Origin of the sequence: Pseudomonas anatoliensis (assembly GCF_017976235.1) — a bacterium.
GTDB lineage: Bacteria > Pseudomonadota > Gammaproteobacteria > Pseudomonadales > Pseudomonadaceae > Aquipseudomonas > Aquipseudomonas anatoliensis.
In genome coordinates, this window is the sequence record NZ_JACVHC010000004.1 from 554,990 (window position 1) to 569,815 (window position 14,826).

Here is a 14,826-nt window from a genome sequence, read left to right on the forward strand (position 1 = left end):
CCTCCGGTTTATCATTGCCCCCATGAATAAGAAGCCACCCCTTCCCCCCGAGCTTTTCGATGAGTGCAAAGCTGCCAACGAGCTATACCTCTCGAAGAAAAAAGAACTCAACTTAAACAAGCGAAAGATTGCCGATGAAATAGGCGTGAGTCCTGCTGCAGTGGCTCACTACCTGAACGGCATCAACGCACTGAACATCAAGTTTGCGTCCGCCTTAGCAAAGCTTTTGGGCGAGCCAGTTGAGAAGTTCAGCCCGCGTCTCGCTGCGGAAATATCGGGGCTTGCGGCAACCACTGGGCATGCCAATGTCAGCCCAATGCTGCAGCCATATAGAGACGCCAGGGAATACCCGTTAATAACTTGGGTAGACGCTGGCCAAGGGATCGAGTCATTAGCCAGTTACCCGTCGGGCATCTCTGACGAGTGGCTTAGCTCTACGGAGAATGCTGGTCCAAAGGGCTACTGGTTGAGGGTCAAGGGCAAGTCCATGACCTGTGACAGCCACCCCACCTTTCCAGAAGGCACACCCATCCTGATCCGTCCTGAGGGCTTTGATGTCATCAACGGGAAATTTTATGTTGCTCGAAACACTGTCAGTGGAGAGACGACATTCAAGCAGTACACGATGGACGCGGGTGTCGGTTACCTGGTGCCACTCAATCCCAGCTATCAACCGGTTGTGCTGGACGGCAACTGGGAAATCATCGGCCGGGCGATCGACGCCAAAATCACCGGAATGTAATGGCTGAGTCGGCAGGGCGACGTTCAGCCCTGCGATACTCCATATAGTGCTGATCGCCCGACACCGGCCACTGGCGCCAACACCTCCCGGCGGGGATAAATGCCATCCTTGGCAAGGTGCATCAGGCGAAACGCGGACTGCTCGATCACCTGGAGGTCAACGAACTCCCCTGCCGCCTGGCATTGCGCAACAGCCTGCTGGTGGGTTGCGTGAATATCAGCGCGCCACTGCTGGGCCTCCGTAGCCTCAATCGACTCCAGGATCACCAGCGACTTGAGCAAGGCGTGCGCCTCGCCATAATAGCGAGCGCGGTATTCGTTGGTGTTCTGACGGGCAAGATCACTGATTGCCCCTTCCAGCTGGTGCAGCAGTTGTTCCTTGTGGGTAAACATGCTGGCTCCATTCATTTACGGCATCCCTTTACATTCTTCTTCGCATCGGCCTGAGCCACGCCCGGTGGCGCACTGTGAACGACGATATGACCCTGCCCGATCTTGAAATTTTTAATCACCGCGATGCACACGTTCCACGCCTCACGCGCCACTGCTTCGCCAGATTCAACCACGTTGCCCTGGTCATCGATGATCGCCAGACGCGCAGGTCGGCCATCCGCTGTGGTGAACTTGTAGCCGCTGGTGACGTTGGCAGCGATACGGCCATTTTCCAGGGTTCCTGTCTCTGGGATGCCGATCATGGCCGTGCTCCTTGTTCAATTTGATCTGTGTACTTATTTACGATCAACGCGATGGTGTTTGCGTGCGATGCCCGATCAATCTGGGCACTGTCGATAGCCGGCCAATTCTCGGACTCGATAGCGGAATCGATATCCAAGTTCGCGCTCCTCCAACCCGACACGCTATGCGAGAGGATCTGCCTGTCTTGCTCTGAAAATTCGAAAGTCATAGTCATGCCTCCTCAAGCGGTCACGTAGCCGGCGGTGGTTTTTCGTAGTTCGCCCAAGTCGAGCGCTGCACGAAATAGCTTCATAGCTCGTCGGTTCCCGACACGAGCTGCAGCAGTGAAGTCACGAAGCGATATCGGCGTGCCTGGCGCAACTGTTCGCGTGATGTCGAGCAATGTCTTCATCAAGGCTCCGTCCGGTGATCCGAATAGATCCTGCTGCTCGCCAGATGCTGGATGTTCTGGGACTGTTGTCACTGTTGCCGTGACCGTTGCCGGTGTTGTCGAGGCCATCGTCTCTTGCAACGAGGGCTCGGACAGACTGCCAACTCGCAGTGCAGATCCAATCAACGCGGGCACCGCCTCCAAGGCAATCGCAAACCCGGCACACAGCAATATCGCCAACAGCTCCGGCAGCCCCACGGATGCCATCGGCCTGGCGCGCAGCTCTGTGAGTTCGACCGAGGCACGATCTAGCCGCTGCAGCACCTGCTCACGCTGCTCATCGATTCGTCCCAGGGCAGACGCTTCCAACTCTTGCGCCTTGCTTACAATGCCGCGCTCGCGCAGTTGCCGTGCCTGATCTCCGATCGAGCGAGCGTCTTTGTCCAGGAATTCGAGCTGCCGCAGCCCATCAGACCTGACCGCCTGCAGGTCAACCATGCGTTGTTCGGTTACAGCTGCGTGCCGCGCCTGGCCCGAAACGATGGATGTCAGTAGGCGATCGTAGGTAGCCCACGCTGATACTGCTGCCAACAACAGAGCCGAGGTGATCATCAGGACGGCATAGGCACGCTTGCCGGCTGCCAGCATTCCCAAAGCAATCGGCCAGGCTAGGTACTTGTATAGATCCAGCAGTACCGCCGCCGCGGCGAATACAGCAGCCAGCATCGGGTCAGCAATCAGCGTTGACATGGCCATGCCAACAGAGAGAGCAGTGACGCTGGAAAGGGCCACAGCGATGGCCAGCAACAGCCATCGAACACGCTGGCAGATGAGATGCTTAGGCATAGCTCACCCCCTGTTTGATTTGCCGTATCTGGGCAAGGGCCGAAGATAACTCCGCACGCAATCGTTGGTTTTCGTTTTGGAGTGATGCGGCGGCAATTGTTTGACCAGACCTCCAGCCCATCCAGTAAGGCAGAGCCATGGCAATCACCTGGCAAACAGACAAGCTCGCCAATATCAATAGGAGCTGAGAGTTGGTCATTGCCACTCCTTGATTTCGCGGACGAAATTGGAGAGCAGGTCGTAGGCTTTATCAGGATCTGCGGGCATCAGCGCCGGAGCAGAAATACCGGCACCACCTAATAAAAATCTGAAATACGTCTGTTCTGGATTCTCAGCGGCTGCTGTCAGTAGCAACCTGAGGTCATGCATTCCCGACTGCGGCAACAGATAGAGTCCACGGCGGCTTGTTGCAGCATTGCGCAACAAGAACTCCAGATCTCGATCGAGGATAGGCTGGGCCATACGCTCGTAATGTACGTTGGCCAGCTCTTCTACGAACTGCTCGACCCTATGAGCCGTATCGCCCTGAAGGCCAACGGTAAGCGTGTTTACCGTCTCACCCAACCGGACCTGCACAGCAACGTCGGAACCACATTGCTCGATCGTCAAATTGGCTAGGAGAAAACTCGGTGCGTAGTTGCAGACGAGAGGAAGGGGGAATACGCCGTTCTGTTTGACGTGCTCTGCCAGCTGCGCTCTGGCATCAAGAGAAAGGCTAAATGTAGGGCGAATCATGCGGTTGACCTCCGTTGAAATCAGGACACCCCTTTGGGTTCCTGAGTTGACGGACATAGATTAACCGCAGGTATCTTTTTAAATCAATACCTCAGGTATATAAAACCTGAGGTATGCGTTTCCGATCAGCCCAAATGCTGATTCGTCCACGTCAGACCAACAGCACCACATTCCAAACGTGTAACCCGCACGCAGTCCTCAACGTCCAGTTGATCAAGCAAGCACTCCCAGTCATCCAGCTTTTCACTTGCTAGTTTCGCAATGATCGTCCGTCTTCGCGTCTGCGCCGCCGAGCTATTGACCTGCCGATGAATGCGGCGGGAAAGCTGTTCGAATGGGGTATGCGATAGCTCAAGACCACCGGGATTGACGCTGTTGGACATTAAACGCTCCTTGCCTATACTGTACGTACAACCAGTATATGATAGCTCCTCGCCAGCCTACAACATCAGTCCCAGTCTTCGCTGGCCACCCACTCACCCGTCTTCCGGCTAATCTGCAAGAGCCTGTGCTGACCGGTACGGGAAAGCAGCTGCACATCAATAAACTTGCTCTTGCGATCCTCGTCGCCCATCCCTCTCATATAAACCACGATCCGCTGGAAGGTATCCATCACCAACTGGCGCACCTTTTCCCTGGCTGCGTAGTCACCCACAGCTACCAGGGCAGCCAGTTCTGTCCATTGCTCATGCTGCGCTGGCTTACCAGAACCCGCCGCTACCGCTAGTTCGTATTCAATGCTCGCCACATTCCTTTCTGCATCAAGCTGCTGCGCCTCCAGCTCGCGAGCTTTACGAACGAAAGAAACCGGCGCGGGGCCGTCATCATCTGCAAGCAGAGCTGCGGTGACTTTTTCGAGTTGGTTCGAAATTTTTTGTACCGCAGCCCGCGCACCCACCAGTTGATGGCGAAGGCCTTGACCATCGTCACCAAGTTGCATCAATCGCTGCAAGTTGAGTCGGTCAGAGCAGAAGTTCAGCAATGCTTTCTCAATCGGGACCACGCTGCACGAACCACCGGAGCCGCAGCCGTCGTTTCGGCTGTATGACACACAATGCAGGCGGCGATGGCCGTCTGCGAGCGTGCCGTCAGCACGGGCGCGGCTCATATAGTTCTGTCCGATGACGGCGGTACCGCAATAGCCGCAGTAAGTCAGGCCGATGCCAGTGATAATCCCTGGAATCTCGCCTTTCATCCTGCGCCGTAATCTTTGGCCACCCATGTGCTGCAACTCGGCCCATTCCGTTTCCGACAATAGCCGTGGGTAGTAGTCCTCAAGGACAAACTCCTCACCCTCAACTGTCAGGCTCTTAGCTCCTCGCAGTGCCTTGAGCTTGATCATCCGGTAGATCTGCAGAGTGGTAATTCCAACGTCGCTGTAACTAAGCCCCTCGTCGTGCAAGATACGAACTGCGCGAGCCGCCCCCATCCCCTCCAGATACAGTTGCAGAGCTCGACGTACGGTAGCAACTCGCTCAGGAATAAATTCCCATTCGGTACCAGTCCACTTGAGCCACTGAGGATCTTTGCCGTTGCGGATCTGGCCCCGATAGGTGCCAGCTTGCCAAGCCTCGCATAGTCGCCGGATCGAGGCCTTCACTCGCTTGCTCTTAGTGTCCGACTCTTCGTGAGCGCGGATCATGACCAGGAGCGAGTAAACAAGGTCCATCGGCTGGGCCTTCAACCCGGCGCGGTTGTACTCCCGGCCATCACTGGCGGTCACTACGGTAATGCCGGCATTGATAATTTGCGCAAGTTGGGCTTGAGCCTGGATCGGCTCAGCACGGCTCAAACGATCCAGCCCTTCCACGACCAGGACTGAGCCGGACGCGATTCGGCCTTCCTCGATCGCCACCAGGAAAACCCCGAGGGCTCCCTGGGTAACGTGGCGTTGGTGATATGCGGATAGACCTTCGTCACGCATGGATAGCGATTCGTCGAGCACCAGGCCTTTTTCAGCGGCCCACTTCTGGGCGTACTGCAACTGACGATCGGCGCTACCACCGGTGGACTGTCGAGGGTCTGAGAAGCGCAAATAGCTGTATACTCGCGCACCGTTTTTAGCCATTAGAAAAAAGACCCTGATGAGGATCATCCTATGATGACAGTAAAAGCCCCGCGTGTAGGAATGATATCGTTAGGGTGCCCGAAAGCTCTGGTCGACTCCGAACGGATCCTGACCCAGCTGCGCATGGAAGGCTATGACGTGGTGTCCACTTACCAGGACGCCGACGTCGTGGTGGTCAACACTTGCGGCTTTATCGACTCGGCCAAGGCTGAATCTCTGGAAGTGATCGGCGAAGCGATCAAGGAGAACGGCAAGGTCATCGTCACCGGCTGCATGGGCGTGGAAGAAGGCAACATCCGCAACGTGCACCCGAGCGTGCTGGCCGTGACCGGTCCGCAGCAGTACGAGCAGGTAGTCAACGCTGTGCACGACGTCGTGCCGCCGCGCAAAGACCACAACCCGCTGATCGATCTGGTGCCACCGCAAGGCATCAAACTGACCCCGCGCCACTACGCCTACCTGAAGATCTCCGAAGGCTGCAACCACAGCTGCAGCTTCTGCATCATCCCGTCGATGCGCGGCAAACTGGTCAGCCGTCCAGTAGGTGACGTGCTCGACGAAGCCCAGCGTCTGGTCAAATCCGGCGTCAAAGAGCTGCTGGTGATCTCGCAGGACACCAGCGCTTATGGTGTCGACGTGAAATACCGCACCGGCTTCTGGAACGGCGCGCCGGTGAAAACCCGCATGACCGAACTCTGCGAAGCGCTGAGCACGCTGGGCGTCTGGGTGCGTCTGCACTACGTTTACCCATACCCGCACGTCGACGAGCTGATCCCGTTGATGGCCGCCGGCAAGATCCTGCCGTACCTGGACATCCCGTTCCAGCACGCCAGCCCGAAAGTGTTGAAGTCGATGAAACGCCCGGCGTTCGAAGACAAGACCCTGGCGCGGATCAAGAACTGGCGCGAAATCTGCCCGGACCTGATCATCCGTTCGACCTTCATTGTTGGCTTCCCGGGCGAAACCGAAGAAGACTTCCAGTACCTGCTGAACTGGCTGACCGAAGCCCAGCTCGATCGCGTCGGCTGCTTCCAGTACTCGCCGGTTGAAGGCGCACCGGCCAACGACCTCGATCTGGACATCGTGCCGGACGACGTCAAGCAGGATCGCTGGGATCGCTTCATGGCGCACCAACAAGCCATCAGCTCGGCGCGCCTGCAACTGCGCATTGGCCGCGAAATCGAAGTGCTGGTGGACGAAGTCGACGAGCAAGGCGCGGTTGGCCGCTGCTTCTTCGATGCCCCGGAAATCGATGGCAACGTGTTTATCGATAACGGCAGCAACCTCAAGCCGGGCGACAAGGTCTGGTGCAAAGTGACTGACGCTGACGAATACGACTTGTGGGCTGAGCAGATCTAACCCCGCACACCACTGTAGGAGCTGCCGCAGGCTGCGATCTATTGATCTTGTTTTTTAAAATCAAAAGATCGCAGCCTTCGGCAGCTCCTACAGGATTTTTTCGCCGCGTCAGAAAGCCCCGCTCTTTTCTTGAAGATGCGGGGCTTTTTTACGGCTATCGTTTACCGGGGGACGGACTCCCTTGAAACGGACAAGAGGCAAACGCGCATGCGTCACCATTCGGTCATCCACACGCCGAAACTCAGCGATTATCAGGAACTGACCCGGGTCTGGGAGGCCTCGGTCCGCGCGACCCATGATTTTCTGCCGGACAGCTATATAGAGCTGCTGCGCAATCTTGTGCTCACTCGCTACCTCGACGCGGTAATGCTTATCTGCACCAAGGACAGCCACCAGCGCATCACCGGGTTCGCCGGCGTTGCAGCGGGCAAGATAGAAATGCTGTTTATTGACCCCGCGCATCGCGGTCAAGGCCTGGGCAAGCGATTATTGCGTTACGCCATGGAGCACCTGAACGCCGATGAACTGGACGTCAACGAACAGAACCCGCAGGCGCTGGGGTTTTACTTCAAGCAGGGTTTCGAAGTGATCGGACGTTCGGAGGTCGATGGCATGGGCCAGCCGTATCCGTTGCTGCATATGCGCTTGCGCCAGACCGAGCAACGCTCAGGTAACGGCTGACACAATATAGATCCTTGTGGGAGCTGGCTTGCCAGCGATGCAGACGCCGCGGTCTGGCAAATACATCGAGGTGATGCTATCGCTGGCAAGCCAGCTCCCACAAGTAATGCGAACGCACCGAAATGGAACCGGGCTTAACCGGCGCCACACAGGTACAATGCCCACCCCTTTTTTGTTACGGCCCTGTCATGACTGACCCGATTCGCCTCTCCAAACGCCTCATCGAACTGGTCGGTTGCTCCCGCCGGGAGGCCGAGCTGTTCATTGAGGGCGGCTGGGTCACCGTGGACGGCGAAGTCATCGACGAGCCGCAATTCAAGGTCGAAGGCCAAAAGGTCGAGCTCGACAAAGACGCCAAGGCCACCGCGCCTGAGCCAGTCACTATTCTGCTCAACGTCCCGGCCGGCATGGATACCGACAGTGCAATGCAGCTGATCAGCGCCGAAACCCTGAGCGAAGAACACCGCTACGGCAAACGCCCGTTGCGCGGGCACTTCCTGCGCCTGAGCACCAGCGCCGACCTGCAGGCCAATGCCAGCGGTCTGCTGGTATTCACCCAGGACTGGAAAATCCTGCGCAAGCTCACCGCCGACTCCGCCAAGATCGAGCAGGAATACGTGGTTGAAGTAGAGGGCGATATGGTCGCTCACGGCCTCAACCGCCTGACCCACGGCCTCACCCACAAGGGCAAGGAGTTGCCGGCGGTCAAAGCCAGTTGGCAGAACGAAAACCGCCTGCGCTTCGCCATGAAAAACCCGCAGCCGGGGATCATTGCCCAGCTCTGCCAGGCCGTTGGCTTGAAAGTCATCAGCGTGCGCCGCATCCGTATTGGCGGTGTGTCCATCGGCAAGGTGCCAGTCGGCCAATGGCGCTACATGTCCGGCAAAGAGAAGTTCTGACGACTCTGTTTTGCCGCCCCACATTTTCGGCAGCGCCCCGCGCGATGCCCACAGCGAGAGATCAGGATTGCCCACATGATTCATAACGACGTATTGCGCAGCGTGCGCTACATGCTCGACATCAGCGACAAGAAAGTCATTGAAATCACCAAGACCGGCGGCATGGAAATCGCCCTCGAAGACCTGGTGAAATACCTCGACAAGAAAGAAGAAGACGAAGAAGGCTTCGTGCGCTGCCCGGACGAAGTCATCGCGCACTTCCTCGACGGTCTGGTGATCTTCAAACGTGGCAAGGACGAAAGCCGTCCGCCACAGCCGATCGAAGTGCCGGTGACCAACAACATCATTCTGAAAAAGCTGCGCGTGGCCTTCGAACTGAAAGAAGACGACATGCACGCAATCCTCAAGGCTGCCGAGTTCCCGGTGTCCAAGCCTGAGCTGAGCGCACTGTTCCGCAAGGTTGGCCACACCAACTACCGCCCATGTGGCGATCAACTGCTGCGCAACTTCCTCAAGGGCCTGACCCTGCGCGTTCGCCCGCAGTAAGCCCCGCCAGCCTTGAGCCGCCCGGGAGGCGGCTTGAGGCTCGGCTGTATGAATCCTCATTCCTCGCAAAAATAGTGGCTCCGCTTTTCGTGGCTGACGACTAGGGTGTATTGATCCCTAGCACTCAGGATTCGCCATGCACCCATACTTTTCCCTGCAAGGCCGCACCGCTCTGGTGACCGGCGGCACTCGTGGTATCGGCAAAATGATCGCCAAGGCCTTTGTCGAGGCCGGCGCCCGGGTTTTCGTCTGCGCCCGGGATGCCGAGGCCTGTCATCAAACGGCCGAAGAACTCGGCGCGTTGGGCACATGCCACGGCGTGGCAGCGAATCTGGCGACTGAAGAAGGCGTTCAGGAACTGGCCGCTCGATTGGCCGAGCAGATCACTCACCTGGATATTCTGGTGAACAACGCCGGCACCACCTGGGGCGCGCCGCTGGAGAGCTACCCGGTCAAGGGCTGGGAGAAAGTCATGCAGCTCAACGTGACGTCGGTGTTCAGTTGCATCCAGCAGTTTCTGCCGCTATTGCGCCAGGCCGGCTCAGCGGCGAATCCGGCGCGGATCATCAATATCGGATCGGTGGCGGGGATTTCTTCCTTCGGCGAGCAGGCCTATGCCTATGGGCCAAGCAAGGCTGCCTTGCATCAGTTGTCACGGATTCTGGCCCGCGAACTGGTGAGCCAGCACATCAACGTCAACGTGATCGCACCGGGCCGATTCCCGAGCAAGATGACCCAGCATATTGGCAATGATCAGCAAGCATTGGCCGAAGACACGGCGCTGATTCCGATGAAACGTTGGGGGCGCGAAGAAGAAATGGCAGCGCTGGCGATCAGTCTGGCGAGCACGGCCGGGGCGTACATGACCGGGAATATCATTCCGCTGGATGGTGGGTTCAGCCTCTGAAATCGGCGTAGCCGATTGGAAAAGATCGCAGCCTTCGGCAGCTCCTACACAGGATCGGCGAACATCCTGTAGGAGCTGCCGAAGGCTGCGATCTTTTGATCTTTAGGGCATCATTCCCACCCTACCCCGTCTCGACCTCAAACCATGACTTACAGCGTCTCCCCCATCGGCTTTGTCCGCTCCTGCTTCAAGGAGAAGTTCGCCATCCCGCGCCAACCGCAATTGGCGCCCGCCGCCCGTGGCGTGCTGGAACTGGTGCCGCCGTTCGATCAGGGTGACGCCGTGCAGGGTCTGGAACAGGTCAGTCACGTCTGGCTGCTGTTCCTGTTCCATCAGGCTCTGGAAGAAAAACCGCGCTTGAAAGTGCGCCCTCCCCGGCTCGGCGGCAACAAATCCATGGGCGTGTTCGCCACTCGCGCCACCCATCGTCCGAATGGCATTGGCCAATCCGTGGTGAAACTGGACAAGGTCGAAGCCAATCGCCTGTTCATCTCCGGTATCGATCTGCTCGACGGCACGCCGGTTCTCGACATCAAACCTTACGTGCCTTACGCCGACATCATCCCCGACGCCTCCAACAGCATCGCCAGCGCTGCGCCGCAACTGATTGACGTGCAGTGGACGGACACCGCGCTGCAACAAGCGCACACACACGCACAGCGCCTGGCCGAGCCGTTGGTTGAGTTGATCGAGCAGTGTCTGGCGCAGGATCCGCGCCCGGCGTATCAGACGCCAGCGCCGGAACGTGAATACGGCGCACAATTCTGGGATCTGGACGTGCGCTGGCATTACCCGGTGCCGGAGCAGATTCGCGTCCTCGAAGTCATCCCCGCCAACGCGTAAGCCCCGAAAACCAAAAAGCCCGCGCTGCCTTTTCGGGCAACGCGGGCTTTTGCTTTGTGTAGGAGCTGCCGAAGGCTGCAATCTTTTGATCTTGTTTTTAATGGATCAAGATCAACAGATCGCAGCCTTCGGCAGCTCCTACAAGGAAATGTTTCAGGCATGAAAAAGCCCCCATTACCTGTGCAGGCAATGGGGGCTTTTCAGTGGTGCTTACTTCTCGACGAACGCACGCTCGATCAGGTAATCACCCGGCTCGCGCATGCGCGGCGAGACTTTAAGGCCGAAGCTGTTCAACACTTCACTGGTCTCGTCGAGCATGCTCGGGCTACCGCACAGCATGGCGCGGTCGTCCTGCGGGTTGATCGGCGGCAGGCCGATGTCGCTGAACAGCTTGCCGCTGCGCATCAGGTCGGTCAGGCGGCCTTCGTTCTCGAACGGTTCGCGGGTCACGGTTGGGTAGTAGATCAGCTTGTCGCGCAGCGCTTCGCCGAAGAACTCGTTCTGCGGCAGGTGCTCGGTGATGAATTCGCGGTAGGCGACTTCATTCACATAGCGAACGCCGTGGCACAGGATCACTTTTTCGAAACGCTCGTAGGTTTCAGGGTCCTGGATCACGCTCATGAACGGCGCCAGACCGGTGCCGGTGCTGAGCAGGTAAAGGTGTTTGCCAGGTTTCAGGTCATCCAGTACCAGCGTGCCCGTAGGCTTTTTGCTGATGATGATCTCGTCGCCTTCCTTCAGGTGCTGCAACTGCGAAGTCAGCGGGCCATCAGGCACCTTGATGCTGAAGAACTCCAGATGCTCTTCCCAGTTCGGGCTGGCGATCGAGTAAGCGCGCATAAGCGGGCGGCCATTTGGTTGTTGCAGGCCGATCATCACGAACTGCCCGTTCTCGAAGCGCAGGCCCGGGTCGCGGGTGCACTTGAAGCTGAACAGGGTATCGTTCCAGTGATGAACACTGAGGACACGCTCGTGGTTCATGTTGCTCATGTACGTTTGACTCCTGGATATTGGGTCTGCGCGTCTCTTGAAGCCAATGATGGCAGGCCGACGGTGCGCAATTGCATCGCATTCTAATAGCGACGACAATATCTGTTAACTGGATTATTAAGATAAGGGTTATCGGTTATATCGATATGCGATTTACTCTCCGTCAACTGCAAGTCTTCGTCGCCGTCGCCCAGCAGGAAAGCGTGTCCCGTGCTGCGGGTCTGCTCAACCTTTCACAATCGGCGGCGAGCACCTCGATCACCGAACTGGAGCGCCAGTCCAGCTGCCAGCTGTTCGACCGCGCCGGTAAACGGCTGAGCCTCAACGCCCTCGGCAAACAGCTGTTGCCGCAAGCGGTGGCCCTGCTCGATCAAGCCAAGGAGATCGAAGACCTGCTCAACGGCAAGTCCGGTTTCGGCTCGCTGGCCGTCGGCGCGACGCTGACCATCGGCAATTACTTGGCGACCCTGCTGATCGGCAGCTTCATGCAGCGCCATCCGGAAAGCCAGGTGAAGCTGCACGTTCAGAACACCGCTAACATCGTGCAACAGGTCGCTCACTATGAAATTGATCTGGGTCTAATCGAAGGCGATTGCAGCCATCCGGACATCGAAGTGCAGAGCTGGGTCGAGGATGAACTGGTGGTGTTCTGCGCGCCGCAGCATCCACTGGCCAAACGCGGCAGCGCGAGCATGGAAGAGTTGACGCACGAGGCGTGGATTCTGCGCGAACAAGGCTCCGGCACGCGCCTGACGTTTGATCAGGCCATGCGTCACCATCGCAGCGCGCTGAATATCCGACTTGAGCTGGAACACACCGAAGCGATCAAACGCGCGGTGGAATCGGGGCTGGGGATTGGCTGCATCTCACGGCTGGCGCTGCGTGATGCATTCCGGCGCGGCAGCCTGGTGGCGGTGGAGACGCCAGATATGGATCTGGCGCGGCAGTTCTACTTCATCTGGCACAAACAGAAGTACCAGACCTCGGCCATGCGCGAGTTTCTCGAACTGTGCCGCGCTTTCACCGCCGGGGTTCAGCGCAGCGACGAGATCGTTCTGCCGACTATCGCTTAAAGCAGAATCACGGCCCACACCAGCGCGATCATGCTCAGCGCGACAAATTGCGCGGCGCTGCCCATGTCCTTGGCGTTCTTGGACAGTGGGTGCAGCTCCAGCGAGATGCGGTCGATGGCCGCTTCCACTGCCGAGTTCAGCAGTTCGACGATCAGCGCCAGCAGACACACGGCGATCAACAGCGCCTGTTCAACACGGCTGACATTCAGAAAGAACGTCAGTGGTACCAGCACCACATTAAGCAGCACCAGTTGGCGGAATGCCGCTTCGCCGGTAAAGGCTGCGCGCAGACCGTCCAGCGAGTAACCGGAGGCGTTGAGGATGCGTTTCAGGCCGGTCTGGCCCTTGAAAGGTGACATAAAGTAGAAACCAACCAAAAAGGAGTGGGAAAGCTAGATCAACCAAAGTCAAAAAAGCGTGAACGCGCCAGCCATTACTGGCTCGCAATTGACTCAAGTTGTTGCAGAAGCAATGCCGCCTGCGTTCGTGTACGCACATTCAGCTTGCGAAAGATCGCCGTGACATGAGCCTTGATGGTCGCTTCCGACACGCTCAATTCATAGGCAATCTGCTTGTTCAACAGGCCTTCGCAGACCATGGTCAAGACGCGGAACTGCTGAGGTGTCAGGCTGGCCAGGCCATCGCTGGCGGCTTTGGCTTCGGCAGAAACGCTGACCGCTTCAAAAGCTTGCGGTGGCCAGAACACATCGCCATCGAGCACTTTGCGCACGGCTTCCTGAATCACGCTGAGGTCGCTGGACTTGGGAATAAAGCCACTGGCGCCGAACTCGCGGGATTTGACCATCACCGAGGCTTCTTCCTGCGCCGAAACCATCACCACCGGAATTTGCGGGTATTGGCCGCGCAACATCACCAACCCGGAAAACCCGAAAGCGCCGGGCATGTTCAGATCCAGCAGGACCAGATCCCAGTCAGCCTTTTCTGTCAGACGCGTTTCCAGTTCGGCGATGCTCGCCACTTCCACCAGCCGTACATCCGGGCCAAGGCCCAGCGTCACCGCTTGATGCAGGGCGCTACGAAACAGGGGGTGATCATCGGCAATCAGGATGTCGTATGTGGCCATTTTTCAAATGATCCTGTTTTTTGATGGCAGAGCCGGTCTATTCGGCTCTGGCCAAAGCAACTCAAGATGCTGCTTGCAGCGGCATCCATAGGGGCACGTTCAACGCCAATAACCAGCAAACACGGCGTTTCAAACCTTGGCCGCACCCTAATCGGCGCCAAGCATGCCCAGCGAAGACAGGGTGGTCAAGCAACACGGCCGCCGCAATGTGCAGTATGGGCCACTATTGGGCCAAGTCCGCCTGCGGCTTTCGTATAAAGGGTTGCAACTCGGCATGGGCCGGCGTCGATTCATTCATATCCAATTGCTGTTTGGCGCCCAGATAATGCTGACTGAACACATCGAAATAAGCATCCAGTGCCGATGCAGCGTCGCTGTCACCTGCCAGTTCCAGACACAGTGCTGCGACTTCGGCGGTGCACAGGTGCTCGCTGCGGGTCGAGCGGCGCAAACGGTAGCGCGACAGTTTGTCGGGCAGCAGGCTGAGAATCGGCAAGCGCTCGAAGTACGGGCTCTTGCGGAAAATCTTGCGCGCCTCGGTCCAGGTCGCGTCCAGCAGAATAAACAGCGGGCGCTTGCTGCTGTCGAGTTCGACGGTGTTTGTCACCCGCGACGGCTCGACATATTCCCCGGGAAACACCAGGTACGGCTGCCACTGTGGGTCATTGAGCAGCGCCAGCATCTGCGGGTCAGGCTCGGTACGTGACCAGATGAATGCGTGGTTATCCCGTACCACATCAGCAATCAGCCAACCGGTGTTGCTCGGTTTGAATACTTCCTTGCCGGTCATGATCAGGCACACACCCGAGCGGGAGTCGACGCTTGGCCGCCAGGCGCACAGGCAATGGCTGATGATCACCCGACAGTCGCGGCAGCGCTCGGAGCGAAAGCCTCGGGCCTGAATCGGCTTGATGCCCTCGTCCTCGCGTTGATCGCGCAGGCGGGCTACGGCGTTAGGGGCATGATTGATCACGGGCGGCGCCACACA

Annotated in this window: 19 protein-coding genes; 8 read left to right on the forward strand and 11 right to left on the reverse strand. The window is 57.9% G+C overall.

Annotated elements, in window-relative coordinates; all coding sequences use genetic code 11:
* The first annotated feature begins 22 nt into the window (after positions 1 to 22).
* The gene (locus ICA16_RS16240; RefSeq protein WP_210701033.1) at positions 23 to 742 is read left to right on the forward strand and encodes a S24 family peptidase; all 720 of its coding nucleotides are present in this window, start codon (positions 23 to 25) and stop codon (positions 740 to 742) included.
* A gap of 23 nt (positions 743 to 765) precedes the next feature.
* Here the strand turns inward: ICA16_RS16240 and ICA16_RS16245 are convergent, their stop codons facing one another.
* The 7 genes from ICA16_RS16245 to ICA16_RS16275 form a co-directional block, all read right to left on the reverse strand.
* Positions 766 to 1,134 carry a hypothetical protein gene (locus tag ICA16_RS16245; protein ID WP_210701034.1) on the reverse strand — a complete coding sequence of 123 codons (369 nt, stop codon included), beginning with the start codon at positions 1,132 to 1,134 and terminating at the stop codon, positions 766 to 768.
* Between the two features lie 11 nt (positions 1,135 to 1,145).
* Positions 1,146 to 1,436, reverse strand: a complete 291-nt coding sequence (locus ICA16_RS16250) for a hypothetical protein (RefSeq protein ID WP_210701035.1) — start codon at positions 1,434 to 1,436, stop codon at positions 1,146 to 1,148.
* 221 nt (positions 1,437 to 1,657) lie between these two features.
* Entirely contained in the window at positions 1,658 to 2,653 is a 996-nt protein-coding gene (locus ICA16_RS16255; RefSeq protein ID WP_210701036.1) for a TolC family protein, read from the reverse strand.
* Positions 2,646 to 2,852, reverse strand: a complete 207-nt coding sequence (locus ICA16_RS16260) for a hypothetical protein (RefSeq protein WP_210701037.1) — start codon at positions 2,850 to 2,852, stop codon at positions 2,646 to 2,648. Before ICA16_RS16260 ends, ICA16_RS16255 begins: the two co-directional genes overlap by 8 nt.
* On the reverse strand, positions 2,849 to 3,388 hold the full coding sequence (locus ICA16_RS16265; protein ID WP_210701038.1) for a hypothetical protein: 540 nt from the start codon (positions 3,386 to 3,388) through the stop codon (positions 2,849 to 2,851). The genes ICA16_RS16260 and ICA16_RS16265 overlap by 4 nt, the downstream gene beginning before the upstream one ends.
* A 125-nt stretch (positions 3,389 to 3,513) precedes the next feature.
* On the reverse strand, positions 3,514 to 3,771 hold the full coding sequence (locus ICA16_RS16270) for a DUF1654 domain-containing protein (protein WP_210701039.1): 258 nt from the start codon (positions 3,769 to 3,771) through the stop codon (positions 3,514 to 3,516).
* A 65-nt stretch (positions 3,772 to 3,836) separates the two neighbouring features.
* Complete coding sequence (locus ICA16_RS16275) at positions 3,837 to 5,456, reverse strand: recombinase family protein (RefSeq protein WP_210701040.1); 1,620 nt, start codon at positions 5,454 to 5,456, stop codon at positions 3,837 to 3,839.
* Between the two features lie 33 nt (positions 5,457 to 5,489).
* Here ICA16_RS16275 and rimO point away from each other — a divergent pair, with 33 nt between their 5' ends.
* The 6 genes from rimO to tsaA all read left to right on the forward strand — a co-directional run bounded on the left by rimO (position 5,490) and on the right by tsaA (position 10,691).
* The gene (gene rimO, locus ICA16_RS16280; protein ID WP_210701091.1) at positions 5,490 to 6,815 is read left to right on the forward strand and encodes a 30S ribosomal protein S12 methylthiotransferase RimO; all 1,326 of its coding nucleotides are present in this window, start codon (positions 5,490 to 5,492) and stop codon (positions 6,813 to 6,815) included.
* A 207-nt stretch (positions 6,816 to 7,022) separates the two neighbouring features.
* Complete coding sequence (locus ICA16_RS16285) at positions 7,023 to 7,496, forward strand: GNAT family N-acetyltransferase (protein ID WP_150605452.1); 474 nt, start codon at positions 7,023 to 7,025, stop codon at positions 7,494 to 7,496.
* Positions 7,497 to 7,684: 188 nt separating this feature from the next.
* Positions 7,685 to 8,395 carry an rRNA pseudouridine synthase gene (locus ICA16_RS16290; RefSeq protein WP_150618062.1) on the forward strand — a complete coding sequence of 237 codons (711 nt, stop codon included), beginning with the start codon at positions 7,685 to 7,687 and terminating at the stop codon, positions 8,393 to 8,395.
* Between the two features lie 75 nt (positions 8,396 to 8,470).
* Positions 8,471 to 8,941 (forward strand): YehS family protein, encoded by a 471-nt coding sequence (locus tag ICA16_RS16295; protein WP_150594482.1) that lies wholly within the window; start codon positions 8,471 to 8,473, stop codon positions 8,939 to 8,941.
* 136 nt (positions 8,942 to 9,077) lie between these two features.
* Positions 9,078 to 9,848 (forward strand): SDR family oxidoreductase, encoded by a 771-nt coding sequence (locus ICA16_RS16300; RefSeq protein WP_150605450.1) that lies wholly within the window; start codon positions 9,078 to 9,080, stop codon positions 9,846 to 9,848.
* 144 nt (positions 9,849 to 9,992) lie between these two features.
* On the forward strand, positions 9,993 to 10,691 hold the full coding sequence (gene tsaA, locus ICA16_RS16305; RefSeq protein WP_210701041.1) for a tRNA (N6-threonylcarbamoyladenosine(37)-N6)-methyltransferase TrmO: 699 nt from the start codon (positions 9,993 to 9,995) through the stop codon (positions 10,689 to 10,691).
* A gap of 210 nt (positions 10,692 to 10,901) precedes the next feature.
* Here the strand turns inward: tsaA and fpr are convergent, their stop codons facing one another.
* Positions 10,902 to 11,681, reverse strand: coding sequence for a ferredoxin-NADP reductase (fpr, locus tag ICA16_RS16310; RefSeq protein ID WP_003443014.1), 780 nt, complete (start codon positions 11,679 to 11,681; stop codon positions 10,902 to 10,904).
* A 146-nt stretch (positions 11,682 to 11,827) separates the two neighbouring features.
* Between fpr and ICA16_RS16315 the strand changes: the two genes are divergently transcribed.
* Complete coding sequence (locus tag ICA16_RS16315; protein WP_042557933.1) at positions 11,828 to 12,754, forward strand: LysR family transcriptional regulator; 927 nt, start codon at positions 11,828 to 11,830, stop codon at positions 12,752 to 12,754.
* Here ICA16_RS16315 and ICA16_RS16320 read toward each other — a convergent pair.
* From ICA16_RS16320 to ICA16_RS16330, 3 genes are all read right to left on the reverse strand, one after another.
* Positions 12,751 to 13,113 carry a diacylglycerol kinase gene (locus ICA16_RS16320; RefSeq protein WP_042557932.1) on the reverse strand — a complete coding sequence of 121 codons (363 nt, stop codon included), beginning with the start codon at positions 13,111 to 13,113 and terminating at the stop codon, positions 12,751 to 12,753. The genes ICA16_RS16315 and ICA16_RS16320 overlap by 4 nt on opposite strands.
* Positions 13,114 to 13,187: 74 nt before the next feature.
* Positions 13,188 to 13,838 (reverse strand): response regulator transcription factor ErdR, encoded by a 651-nt coding sequence (erdR, locus tag ICA16_RS16325; RefSeq protein ID WP_150618065.1) that lies wholly within the window; start codon positions 13,836 to 13,838, stop codon positions 13,188 to 13,190.
* A gap of 223 nt (positions 13,839 to 14,061) precedes the next feature.
* Positions 14,062 to 14,808 (reverse strand): tRNA-uridine aminocarboxypropyltransferase, encoded by a 747-nt coding sequence (locus ICA16_RS16330; protein WP_210701092.1) that lies wholly within the window; start codon positions 14,806 to 14,808, stop codon positions 14,062 to 14,064.
* Positions 14,809 to 14,826: the final 18 nt, after the last annotated feature.

Excerpts from the sequence above, each read along its gene's own strand:
- ICA16_RS16250 (WP_210701035.1), bottom strand. The coding sequence starts at position 1,436 with ATGATCGGCATCCCAGAGACAGGAACCCTGGAAAATGGCCGTATCGCT.
- ICA16_RS16300 (WP_150605450.1), top strand. The coding sequence starts at position 9,078 with ATGCACCCATACTTTTCCCTGCAAGGCCGCACCGCTCTGGTGACCGGC.
- ICA16_RS16285 (WP_150605452.1), top strand. The coding sequence starts at position 7,023 with ATGCGTCACCATTCGGTCATCCACACGCCGAAACTCAGCGATTATCAG.
- ICA16_RS16290 (WP_150618062.1), top strand. The coding sequence starts at position 7,685 with ATGACTGACCCGATTCGCCTCTCCAAACGCCTCATCGAACTGGTCGGT.
- ICA16_RS16245 (WP_210701034.1), bottom strand. The coding sequence starts at position 1,134 with ATGTTTACCCACAAGGAACAACTGCTGCACCAGCTGGAAGGGGCAATC.
- ICA16_RS16275 (WP_210701040.1), bottom strand. The coding sequence starts at position 5,456 with ATGGCTAAAAACGGTGCGCGAGTATACAGCTATTTGCGCTTCTCAGAC.
- ICA16_RS16295 (WP_150594482.1), top strand. The coding sequence starts at position 8,471 with ATGATTCATAACGACGTATTGCGCAGCGTGCGCTACATGCTCGACATC.
- fpr (WP_003443014.1), bottom strand. The coding sequence starts at position 11,681 with ATGAGCAACATGAACCACGAGCGTGTCCTCAGTGTTCATCACTGGAAC.
- rimO (WP_210701091.1), top strand. The coding sequence starts at position 5,490 with ATGACAGTAAAAGCCCCGCGTGTAGGAATGATATCGTTAGGGTGCCCG.
- ICA16_RS16260 (WP_210701037.1), bottom strand. The coding sequence starts at position 2,852 with ATGACCAACTCTCAGCTCCTATTGATATTGGCGAGCTTGTCTGTTTGC.
- ICA16_RS16320 (WP_042557932.1), bottom strand. The coding sequence starts at position 13,113 with ATGTCACCTTTCAAGGGCCAGACCGGCCTGAAACGCATCCTCAACGCC.
- tsaA (WP_210701041.1), top strand. The coding sequence starts at position 9,993 with ATGACTTACAGCGTCTCCCCCATCGGCTTTGTCCGCTCCTGCTTCAAG.
- ICA16_RS16270 (WP_210701039.1), bottom strand. The coding sequence starts at position 3,771 with ATGTCCAACAGCGTCAATCCCGGTGGTCTTGAGCTATCGCATACCCCA.
- ICA16_RS16240 (WP_210701033.1), top strand. The coding sequence starts at position 23 with ATGAATAAGAAGCCACCCCTTCCCCCCGAGCTTTTCGATGAGTGCAAA.
- ICA16_RS16265 (WP_210701038.1), bottom strand. The coding sequence starts at position 3,388 with ATGATTCGCCCTACATTTAGCCTTTCTCTTGATGCCAGAGCGCAGCTG.
- ICA16_RS16315 (WP_042557933.1), top strand. The coding sequence starts at position 11,828 with ATGCGATTTACTCTCCGTCAACTGCAAGTCTTCGTCGCCGTCGCCCAG.
- erdR (WP_150618065.1), bottom strand. The coding sequence starts at position 13,838 with ATGGCCACATACGACATCCTGATTGCCGATGATCACCCCCTGTTTCGT.
- ICA16_RS16255 (WP_210701036.1), bottom strand. The coding sequence starts at position 2,653 with ATGCCTAAGCATCTCATCTGCCAGCGTGTTCGATGGCTGTTGCTGGCC.